The following is a 9110-nucleotide window of genomic DNA, read 5'->3' as shown; positions in this document are numbered from 1 at the left end:
CTTCCGGGAAATCTAGTCCGATCGTTTCAGCCTGTCACTTTGCGTGACTGCGAAAAACAGCGTCCGCATCCGCGCAAGCCCGTTTCGGTGGGAGCCCTCGCATTCGCAATGCCGAATCATTCCAATGGCTTCGCGTCCCCATGTTGCAACGCTGCATCATCGGCGGCTTCTTTGCGGGAGCGGGGATTTCGGTGGCTCAGAGCGGCGTGAAATCCTTCGCCGTCTCCTCGATCTCGCTTTTCAGCCAGCGCTTGAAGTTGGTGACCTTGCGCGGCTCGCGCTTGCTCGACGAGGTCACCAGCCAGTAGCCGAGGCCGGTCGCGGCCCGCTCCGGAAAGGGCGCGACGAGCTGGCCGACCGAAAGCGCGTAATGTGCCAGCGTCTGCCAGGCGAGCATGACGCCCTGTCCGGCGACCGCCGCGTCGAGGCAGAGCGCGGCGTCGGTGAAGCTGTAGCCGTCGCCGAGCTGCGATTCATCGAGACCGAACTGCTTCAGCCACGTGTTCCAGCTCAATGTGGAATTGGCGTCGCGGACGATCGGCAGTTTCAGTATGTCGCGCGGCTCGCGGATCTGCCTGGCGAGTTCCGGCGCGCAGACGGGAAACACCTCCTGCGGCAGCAGGAACTCGACGCGTGCCTCCGGCCAGTTGCCGTCGCCGACGCGGATCGCGAGATCGACATCCGAGGCGTCCGGATCGATGAGGTTCGTCGAGGCGTCAAGGCGCACGCGTATGTCGGGATGCAGCCGCGAATAGCGGGCGAGGCGCGGCACCAGCCATTTCGACGCGAAGACCGGCGCCACGGAGAGTGTCAGCACCTCCTCGGCGTGGTGGCGGGAGCTTGCCACCGCATTGTCCAGCTCGCGGAAACCGGTTGAAAGCCGGGCGAGGAAGCCGCGCCCGAAGGCGGTCGGCACGAGGCCGCGCCCGACGCGGTCGAAGACGAGCTGGCCGAGCTGCTTCTCGCATTTGACGATCTGCTGGCTGACCGCGCCCGGCGAGACGCCAAGCTCCTCCGCTGCCCTCTGCAGCGTGCCGAGCCGGCCGACCGCCTCGAGAGCGCGCAATCCGTTGAGATGGACTCGGTTCAGCTCCTTCATGTAGAAATTCTATACCTTTTCGCAGGCAAACTCCATTGAATCCGTGGAGAATCCGTCCGAAAATTTAAACCATGACGGCGGGATGGAGTTGAGACGATGCTGAAACTTCTCTTGATTCTGCGACGGACGATCGAGCTCATATTCGCCTCGCCCTATGAACCGAGCGAGGAGGAACGTTGGCGGATGGATCCGCTCTCGCATCCGGTCCTGCGATCGATGTCGCCGCTGGAGCTCTCCGACCTCCCGCTAGGCGCGGCGAAGGCGTTTTCCGACAGGCGCCGCGTGGGCTGAAAAAAAGGGCGGAACCGTGATTCCGCCCCCAATCGATCCATCCGTCGCCGCCTATTTGGCGATGGTGACCTGATCGGCCATCTTTCGGGTTCCCGTCTGATCCCAGGTTAAGCTGACCTTTTCGCCGGCCTTCAGCCCGGGATTCTTGAACGTCTTGGGAAGCGTGTAGCTCGAGCCGTCGGCCAGGGTCAGTGTCATGGCCTTGGCGTCATAGGTCTTGATAACGCCGCTGGTATGCTGTGGCGCGGCAAATGCGAAGGCTGAAGTTGCGAGGATCGCAGCAACTGCTGCGGGGACGAGAAGCGCGCGCATGGCGAACACTCCGTATCTTGGCGGGCGAGAATACGCTCCGCCGATGCCGGATCGTCTGGAAATGTCGGGTCGCGGCATGGCTTGCCGCCGGCATTTCCCGATCCAGCGAGGAAACTTAATCCTATCGCCGGGCAATCCTATTAGACGAAAAATAAAGATGCGCCGCCACGACCGGTCTCAATTTCCGGGCTTTGTGGCCGAATCCCGTCGCTTCTGCGGCGGGACGTTTTTGCTTTGGGGCATCTACGGCCATTTCACTTCGGGCGGCAGGCTCGAAAGGATCGAATCGACGTTGCCACCGGTCTTCAGGCCGAAGATCGTGCCGCGATCGTAAAGCAGGTTGAACTCGACATAGCGGCCGCGGCGGATGAGCTGTTCCTCGCGGTCGGCCTCGGTCCAGTTGTTGTTGAAGTTCTTGCGAACGATGTGATTGTAGACGATGAGGAAGGCGCGGCCGACATCCTGCGTGAAACGGAAATCAGCGTCCCAGCCGCCCTTTTCCTGCGGCGTCTTCAGCCAGTCGTAGAAGATGCCGCCCACGCCGCGCGGTTCGTTGCGGTGCGGCAGGTAGAAATAGTCGTCACACCATTTCTTGTAGTTGCCGTAGTCGGCGACCTGCGCGTGCTTGTCGCAGACGAACTTCATGGATTTGTGAAAGGCGAGCGTGTCGGGGTCTTCCTGGACGCGCCGGCGTTCGAGCACCGGTGTAAGGTCGGCGCCGCCGCCGAACCATTGCCTGGTGGTCACGACCATGCGCGTGTTCATGTGCACCGCGGGCACGTTCGGATTCTGCGGATGCGCGATCAGCGATATGCCCGAGGCCCAGAAGCGGGGATCTTCCTCGGCGCCAGGGATCTGAGCGCGGAAGTCGGGCGAGAATTCTCCGTGAACCGTCGAGGTGTGGACGCCCACCTTCTCGAAGACGCGGCCGTGCATGATCGACATCACGCCACCGCCGCCTTCGCCGCCGTTGCGCTCCCAGGGTGTGCGCTCGAAGCGACCTGCAGCCCAGGAGGATTGCGGGCCGGTCAGTTCGTCCTCGATCTTCTCGAAGGATTCGCAGATCTTGTCGCGCAACTCCTCGAACCAGGCCCTGGCGGCGAGCTTCTTCTCCTCGATCCCTTCCGGCAATCCGGCGGGCAGTTCTGGGCGCTGCATGCAACTCTCCGTCTGTCGCGCACCTTGCGGCCGCTTTCCAAATTCGTCATCCGCGGTACGGCTGGTGCCAAGCGGGCGAGATAAAAGACTCGTCTTTTACGCCCCCGATCCCTAATCTCTTATGGTCAAGGGTCAAGGAGTTTCCTCGTGCGAGTACCCGCGAGACCACCGCTCGAAGGCCTGAAGCGCAGCCTCGACAAGCGCCGCGCCGACAAGCAGCGGTTTGCCCGCGACGGCTTCGTCCGCGAAACCTTCATGCTGCCTCGCGCCGACGCCCGTGAGAAAGCCCGCGAATGGTTCGACCGCTGGCCCAAACAGGCCTACTGGACCGAGATCGAGAGCTGGTGCGAGCGACCCGACGACATCATCGAGTTCACCATCCGCCGGCTGCCGACGGCCGATTGATCCCCGCGGCGGGAATCTGTCCATGGACACTTGACCTCAACATATGTTGAGGCCGTATCAAGGCATCCTTCGCAATCGAGGAAGGATGAGACAATGTTCCGTGGAAAGCTACAGACCGGCGTTTCGGCCCGCCTGCCGGACCGCCTCTCCGGCGGCCATCGCCACGCTGACGGCAAGGTTGAGGCTTCTGGCGTCGGCCTTCATCGGAATGACGAGGCGCGCATCGGCCGCCTCGTGCACATGGTCGGGCACGCCGGCCGACTCGCGACCGAAAAGCAGGATGTCGCGCGCGCCGAAGGAGAAGTCGCAATAGGGCAGGGCGGATCTCGTCGAGAACAGCACCAGCCGGCGGCCTTCGTCGCGGCGCCACGTATCGAAATCCTCCCAGGAACGGTGGCGGGTAAGCGCGGCGATTTCGAGATAGTCCATCCCGGCTCGCTTCAAGGCACGGTCGGACATGTCGAAGCCGGCGGGCTCGACGATGTCCACGGCAAGCCCCAGGCAGGCAGCCATACGCAAAATCGTTCCCGTATTTCCGGGTATGTCGGGCTGATAGAGCGCTATGCGGTAAGTCTGATGCAATATCATTGCTCTCTAATGAGTGGCGGCGATGCAACAGGAGGTCGCCTGGCGGCATCGAACGCTAACCTGACGGTAGCTTTTCGGGTCGAGTGGAGCTATAGGACCTGCATTGTCAACCCGAACCGAAGGAGGCAGGCATGAATATCGTTTTGATGCTTACAGCCATGCGCTGCCGATCCAATTGGCGCAGCGCCTGACGGCGGTTTTCGGTTCGACGCTTTCCTGACATTGCAAAGCTTCATCGGCTCGATTCCCGCCGGAACCCGTTCCCGGTCTCCAAAGGAATCGCCAGATGTTCGTCTTCAAGTCACGGCTCCACCGAGCCCGGTTCGTAAGCTTCCCTGACGCCGCACGGGCACGGTTCCGTCGTGCCTCCCGCACTTTTCCCGTTCGATCCCGCAAGGGGAGGTGATTGCCATGCAACGCCATGATCATGATTTCCATCTCGGCGCGGATGCCGAGTTCACCAGCCTGGCCGACAGGAAGCTCGCCGCCTGGGCGTTTTCAATCGGCGTCCGGCTTCCCGTGGACGGCCTGCAGCGGAACGGCCAGCCAAGGCGCGCCCACCGGGCCATGCTGCCGGACGTCCATCCGCATATCGTGAAGGCGGGAGGCGCCGGAGGGAGTCCGCTCGCGGCATCGTTCCTCGGCGCGGTACGGCGGCTGCTTGGGCGTCCTCCTGACACGACTGTGGCAGGAGCTTTTCGCGGAGCTGTCGGCGAATCCCGCCGCAAGCACTAAATTCGAGGAGTCGGTCGCCGCCGCTGCTGGCGCCCGCCTCTTCTCGACCATATCTGTCGCCCCATGCGGGCCTGAAAAACCAAGAGATTTCGCAATGTTCAAATGGTTCGAAGAGAGATTGGATCCGTTCCCGAAGGAGGAGCCTTCCGAGCCGCCGAGGACGCTGGTCGCCTTCTGCCTGCATTACACGAAGGGATCGTGGCCCTACCTGGTGCCATCCGCGATCCTGATGGCGCTCATCGCGATCACCGAGGTCTGGATGTTCAGCTTCCTCGGCAGCATCGTCGACTGGCTGGGCGAGATGGATCGCGCCACATTCCTTGCCGAGGAAGGCTACCGTCTTTTCGGCATGGGCGCCGTCGTGCTCTTCGCGCTGCCGGCGATGGTCTGGCTGCATTCGCTCATCAACCAGCAGACGCTGATGGGCAACTATCCGATGCGCATCCGCTGGCAGGTGCACCGTTATTTGCTCAAGCAGTCGATGACCTTCTATCAGGACGAGTTCGCCGGCCGCATCGCCACCAAGCTGATGCAGACGGCGCTTGCCGTGCGCGAATGCGTCATCAAGCTCATCGACGTCCTCAACTACGTCGTCGTCTATTTCACCGGCATGCTCATCATCGTCGCCTCGGCCGACTGGCGGCTCGCCATGCCCTTGGTCGGCTGGGCCGCCGGCTACGCCCTCTTGATGTGGTACTTCATCCCGCGTCTCGGCCGCATCGCCGAGCAGCAGGCGGATGCGCGCTCCGTCATGACCGGACGCGTGGTCGATTCCTACGCCAACATCCAGACCGTGAAACTGTTCAGCCACGCCCGCCGCGAGGCCAGCTATGCCAGGGAAGGCATGGGCTCGTTCCTCGACACGGTCTACCGCCAGATGCGCATGGTGACCGGGCTCTATGGTTTGCTCTACGTCTTGAACTCGGCCTGTCTCTTCGCCGTCGGCGCGCTTGGCATCTGGCTGTGGCTCGGCGAGGCCGTCTCCATCGGTGCGATCGCCGTCGCCCTCGGCCTCGTGCTGAGGCTGTGGGGCATGTCGCAGTGGATCATGTGGGAATTGTCCGCCCTGTTCGAGAATATCGGAACGGTTCAGGACGGCATCAGCTCGATCTCCCTGCCGCGCCTGGTGGAGGACAAGCCAAACGCGAAGGAACTGGTCGTCACGGACGGAGAGATCGTCTTCGACCACGTGCGCTTCCACTACGGCAAGAAGAAGGGCGTGCTCGAGGAGCTGAACCTGACGATCCGGCCCGGCGAGAAGGTCGGCGTGGTCGGCCGCTCGGGCGCCGGCAAGTCGACGCTCGTCAACCTGCTGCTGCGGTTCTACGACATCGAGGGCGGCAAGGTGCTGATCGACGGGAACAGCATCGCCGACGTGACGCAGGACAGCCTGCGCGCGCATATCGGCGTGGTGACGCAGGACACTTCCCTGCTGCATCGCTCGGTGCGCGACAACATCCTCTACGGCCGCCCCGACGCCGACGAGTCGATGGTTCTCGACGCCGCCAGGAAGGCCGAGGCCCTCGACTTCATCGGCGGTCTCAGCGATCCGAAGGGCCGCAAGGGCTTCGACGCCCATGTCGGCGAGCGCGGCGTGAAGCTGTCGGGCGGCCAGAGGCAACGCATCGCCATCGCGCGCGTTATGCTGAAGGACGCGCCGATCCTCATCCTCGACGAGGCGACATCGGCGCTCGATTCGGAAGTCGAGGCCGCAATCCAGGAGAACCTCTACCGCCTCATGGAGGGCAAGACGGTGATAGCCATCGCCCATCGCCTGTCCACCATCGCGGCGATGGACCGTCTCGTCGTGATGGACAAGGGCCGGATCATAGAAGAGGGCACGCACGACGAATTGATTGCAAAAGGCGGGCTCTACGCGCAATTGTGGCAGCGTCAGTCGGGCGGATTCCTTCTCGACGAGAACAACGAGACGCAAGGCGAGATGGCGGCTGAATGAAAGAGGGTGAAGGGATAGGCGAACGGATCTGGCGCTCCGCCGAGGAGGTGATCGACCCGTTCTCCGACACCGACCGCGAGGTGCTGCCGCGCGATGCGTGGCGGTTCATCTTCTTCTTCGCCAGACAGGCGAAATGGCCCTTCGTCCTGCTGCTCGTCATGGGTGGCCTGTCGGGTGCGGTCGATGCCGCACTCTACTGGTCCGTCGGCTGGCTGATCGACATACTCGACGCCTCCTCGCCAACGACGCTGCTGAGCGACTACTGGCTGCACCTCTTTGGATTCCTGTTGCTCGTGCTGGTGGGGCGGGCGCTCATCCTCATCTGCAACGCCGTCGTCGAGCAGCAGGTGGTGGTGCCCAATTTCTACCAGCTCGTGCGCTGGCAGGCGTTCAAGCGGGTGATGGACCAGCCCTACGAGTTCTATCAGAACGATTTCGCCGGCCGCATCGCCACCAAGATTCTCCAGGGTGGCGAGGCGACGGGCGATTTCATCGTCTCGTCGCTGCAGACCATGTGGAGCTTCGTCACCTTCCTGGTCCTGGCCACGGCCATCCTTTCCGTGCTCGACCCGCTCATGGGTATCGTGCTTGCGGTCTGGCTGGCCGGCTATATCGCCGCCGCCTACATGTTGCTGCCGCCGCTGCGCGCCGCCGGCCGCAAGACCGCCGACGAACGCTCGGTGCTCAACGGCCGTCTGGTCGACGCCTTCACCAACATCATGGCGGTCAAGCTCTACGACAGCGGCAATCGCGAGGATGCCTTCGTTCGCGATGGAATGAGCCGGTTTCTGGTGGCGGTGAAGCAGCTCACGCGTTCGATCACACGCGTCCGCGCGGCGATCGCCATCCTCAACGGCTTGATGATGGCCGCCATAGCGACGCTGGCGGTTCGCAGCTGGATGATCGGCGACGCCACCACCGGGCAGATCGCCGCCGCGATCGGGCTGGTGCTCCGGCTCAACCAGATGTCGGGCTACATGATGTTCAACATCAACGGGCTGATTCGCTCCTTCGCGACGGTGCAGGACGCGACCGGCACGATATCGGTGAAGCCCTCCCTAAGGGACGCCGCCGGCGCCGTGGTCATGCCGCGGGCCAAGGGCGAGATCGTTTTCGACGACGTTTCCTTCCACTACGGCAAGACGAGCGGCATCATCTCCAATCTCGACCTGCGCATAAGGTCCGGCGAGCGCGTGGCGCTGGTGGGCCCGTCCGGCGCGGGCAAGACCACGCTCGTCAATTTGATGCTCAGGCTGTTCGACGTGGAATCCGGCCGTATCCTGCTCGATGGCCGCGACATCCGGACGCTCACGCAGGCGTCGCTGCGCGCCCAGTTCGGGGTCGTGGCCCAGGATCCGATGCTGATGCACCGCTCGATCCGCGACAACATCGCCTATGGGCGTCCGGGGGCGACCGACGCCGAAGTGATCGAGGCCGCCAAGCGCGCCGCCGCGCATGATTTCATCGTCGAGGTGACCGATCCGAAGGGCCGCAGCGGCTACGACGCGCATGTCGGTGAGCGCGGCGTGAAGCTTTCCGGCGGCCAGCGTCAAAGGATAGCGATCGCGCGGATGATGCTGAAGGATGCGCCGATCCTCATCCTCGACGAGGCGACCTCGGCGCTCGATTCGGAAATTGAAGCCGCCATCCAGGAAAATCTCGACCGCCTGATGGAGGGAAAGACGGTGATCGCCGTGGCGCATCGGCTTTCCACCATCGCCGCGCTCGACCGGCTGGTGGTGCTGGACGAGGGCCGAATCGTGGAGGAAGGCACGCATGAGCAATTGCTGGCGCGCGACGGCCTCTATGCCCAGCTCTGGAAACGTCAGTCGGGCGGGTTCCTCGCCGATCGGCTGGCGGCGGAGTAGTTCGGATGTCGCTGAGATCGCCGGAATTCCTTTCCCGTTCCCCCGCATCGAATGCCGCGTTTGACGCGCTCAGCCACGAGATCGTCGCCGAGACCGCCTCGTCGCTGGGGCGGGCGGGCCGACGCGTTGAGGAGAGCCTCGCCGAATTGCGTGCATGTCCCGCCGACGCGTCCGAAAGGGTCGAGCGGCTGAAGCGCGCCGCAGAGGCGGTCCATGCCTATTTCATCCAGCGCGAGATCTGCGGGCTGCGGCGCCATCAGGACGTCATCCGCGAGTATGGAATTCCGCGCCAGGTGCTGGTTCGACTCGGTGCCTCGTAAAGTTCCTATTCCAGCCACTCGGTGTCGAAGCTGCCGCTTTCGTGAATGTGGGTCGAAGTCATGAGATCGGGGCCCAGGCTCTTGAACTTGTGCGGCGTATGCGCCGGGACGATGACGATCTGGCCTGCGCTCGCCTCGATTTCCTCGTCGCCGACCGTGAAGAGCGCGCGGCCCGACCTGACGATGAAGGTTTCCGGATAGGGATGGCGGTGCAGTCTCGGCCCGCGCCCGGGCACCGTCATGTTGAAGATCAGGCACAGCCCCGCGCCATGCGCGCCGAGCTCGATTGCGCCTTGCCATTTGCCTGTCTCGGCCGACCATTCCTCCTGGTCGATGACGCTGGCCATGAAACGCTCCTCCTTTTCCAATGCAAATTG

The 9110-nt window shown here is 63.3% G+C and carries 11 protein-coding genes; 6 read left to right on the top strand and 5 right to left on the bottom strand.

The genetic code is table 11. From position 1 onward, the window contains the following. Positions 1-196: 196 nt before the first annotated feature. Positions 197-1099, bottom strand: coding sequence for a LysR substrate-binding domain-containing protein (locus XW59_RS12840; RefSeq protein WP_047145756.1), 903 nt, complete (start codon positions 1097-1099; stop codon positions 197-199). A gap of 96 nt (positions 1100-1195) precedes the next feature. Here XW59_RS12840 and XW59_RS12835 point away from each other — a divergent pair, with 96 nt between their 5' ends. Next, complete coding sequence (locus tag XW59_RS12835) at positions 1196-1390, top strand: hypothetical protein (RefSeq protein ID WP_047145755.1); 195 nt, start codon at positions 1196-1198, stop codon at positions 1388-1390. Positions 1391-1441: 51 nt separating this feature from the next. Here XW59_RS12835 and XW59_RS12830 read toward each other — a convergent pair whose 3' ends face one another. Together XW59_RS12830 and hemF are read right to left on the bottom strand one after the other, a co-directional pair. After that, positions 1442-1702, bottom strand: a complete 261-nt coding sequence (locus XW59_RS12830) for a DUF1344 domain-containing protein (RefSeq protein WP_047146015.1) — start codon at positions 1700-1702, stop codon at positions 1442-1444. Positions 1703-1945: 243 nt separating this feature from the next. Further along, positions 1946-2860 (bottom strand): oxygen-dependent coproporphyrinogen oxidase, encoded by a 915-nt coding sequence (gene hemF, locus XW59_RS12825; RefSeq protein WP_047145754.1) that lies wholly within the window; start codon positions 2858-2860, stop codon positions 1946-1948. Between the two features lie 147 nt (positions 2861-3007). Here hemF and XW59_RS12820 point away from each other — a divergent pair, with 147 nt between their 5' ends. Next, positions 3008-3265 (top strand): hypothetical protein, encoded by a 258-nt coding sequence (locus tag XW59_RS12820; protein ID WP_047145753.1) that lies wholly within the window; start codon positions 3008-3010, stop codon positions 3263-3265. Between the two features lie 108 nt (positions 3266-3373). Here XW59_RS12820 and XW59_RS12815 read toward each other — a convergent pair whose 3' ends face one another. After that, entirely contained in the window at positions 3374-3853 is a 480-nt protein-coding gene (locus tag XW59_RS12815) for a tRNA (cytidine(34)-2'-O)-methyltransferase (RefSeq protein WP_082137578.1), read from the bottom strand. Between the two features lie 411 nt (positions 3854-4264). On the opposite strand from XW59_RS12815, the gene XW59_RS12810 reads away from it, so the two are divergent. The 4 genes from XW59_RS12810 to XW59_RS12795 all read left to right on the top strand — a co-directional run bounded on the left by XW59_RS12810 (position 4265) and on the right by XW59_RS12795 (position 8733). Continuing rightward, complete coding sequence (locus XW59_RS12810; RefSeq protein WP_047145752.1) at positions 4265-4588, top strand: hypothetical protein; 324 nt, start codon at positions 4265-4267, stop codon at positions 4586-4588. 94 nt (positions 4589-4682) lie between these two features. Next, on the top strand, positions 4683-6545 hold the full coding sequence (locus XW59_RS12805) for an ABC transporter ATP-binding protein (protein WP_047145751.1): 1863 nt from the start codon (positions 4683-4685) through the stop codon (positions 6543-6545). After that, a complete protein-coding gene (locus tag XW59_RS12800) occupies positions 6542-8413 on the top strand; it encodes an ABC transporter ATP-binding protein (RefSeq protein ID WP_047145750.1) in 1872 nt (623 codons plus the stop codon). Before XW59_RS12805 ends, XW59_RS12800 begins: the two co-directional genes overlap by 4 nt. Before the next feature lie 5 nt (positions 8414-8418). Continuing rightward, on the top strand, positions 8419-8733 hold the full coding sequence (locus tag XW59_RS12795; protein ID WP_047145749.1) for a DUF6665 family protein: 315 nt from the start codon (positions 8419-8421) through the stop codon (positions 8731-8733). A 5-nt stretch (positions 8734-8738) separates the two neighbouring features. Here the strand turns inward: XW59_RS12795 and XW59_RS12790 are convergent, their stop codons facing one another. Further along, positions 8739-9080, bottom strand: a complete 342-nt coding sequence (locus XW59_RS12790) for a cupin domain-containing protein (protein WP_047146013.1) — start codon at positions 9078-9080, stop codon at positions 8739-8741. Between the last annotated feature and the right edge of the window lie 30 nt (positions 9081-9110).

Origin of the sequence: Aquamicrobium sp. LC103 (genome assembly GCF_001014615.2) — a bacterium.
Lineage (GTDB): Bacteria > Pseudomonadota > Alphaproteobacteria > Rhizobiales > Rhizobiaceae > LBCQ02.
The sequence above is the reverse complement of the archived record's forward strand: the minus strand, read 5'-3'. Positions and strand labels throughout refer to the sequence as shown.